The sequence below is a fragment of the Hymenobacter defluvii genome (assembly GCF_017589435.1).
GTDB classification, from domain to species: Bacteria; Bacteroidota; Bacteroidia; order Cytophagales; family Hymenobacteraceae; genus Hymenobacter; species Hymenobacter profundi.
On record NZ_JAGETX010000103.1, the window covers coordinates 1 to 636 of the forward strand.

Sequence of the window (636 nt, forward strand, 5' to 3'; positions counted from 1 at the left end):
GGTTGAGCCTGCTAAGTAATTCGTCTGAGTTACTTAATAAGGGTAAACCCGTGTCGCTTGTGTTACCATAACACAACAAATTATTTGTAATTTGCTTTTCATCTTTAACGCTTTCAAACCGACAAACCGATGTTTAAAGACATAACCTGGCTCCAGTTCCTGGGTAGCCTGTTCCTGCTGCTGATAGCCTACTACGGGTATTTAGCTGTGGCCTATTACCCACACGAAATTAAAGCCTACTTCAATAGTAAACGCTCCCGAGTACCGGTCACCGCTGGCCCCGGAGTAGAGCTGGCTTCAATGGAAGCAGACGAGTTCACCGAGCAGGAAGATGATGAGCCAGATACGGTACCGGATGATGAGAGTGAAGCCGCCCCTAAAGTTGTGCTACCCACTGCCTCATTAGCCAACCTAGCCGCTGTTACCCAGGCTAAGGCAACTGTTGATAATTCAACGGAAGAAGAAGCCGAGGAAACGTACGATGATGCCCAACACTTTGGTTCAGCAGAAGTAGGGGAGGGGGGAGTACTAGAAACAGGAGTAAACTCAGCTATTGAAAATTTGCCTTTCACTGAGGAACCAATTGTATCTACGTATAGTACTACCGATATTGTGTCAGCACAGAATGAAGAAAAG

1 protein-coding gene is annotated in these 636 nt (G+C 46.4%); it reads left to right on the plus strand.

All coding sequences use genetic code 11. The features are described from left to right. Positions 1-129: 129 nt before the first annotated feature. Positions 130-636, plus strand: a 507-nt coding sequence (locus J4D97_RS23175) for a hypothetical protein (protein ID WP_208309651.1), incomplete at its 3' end; no start/stop codon positions are given.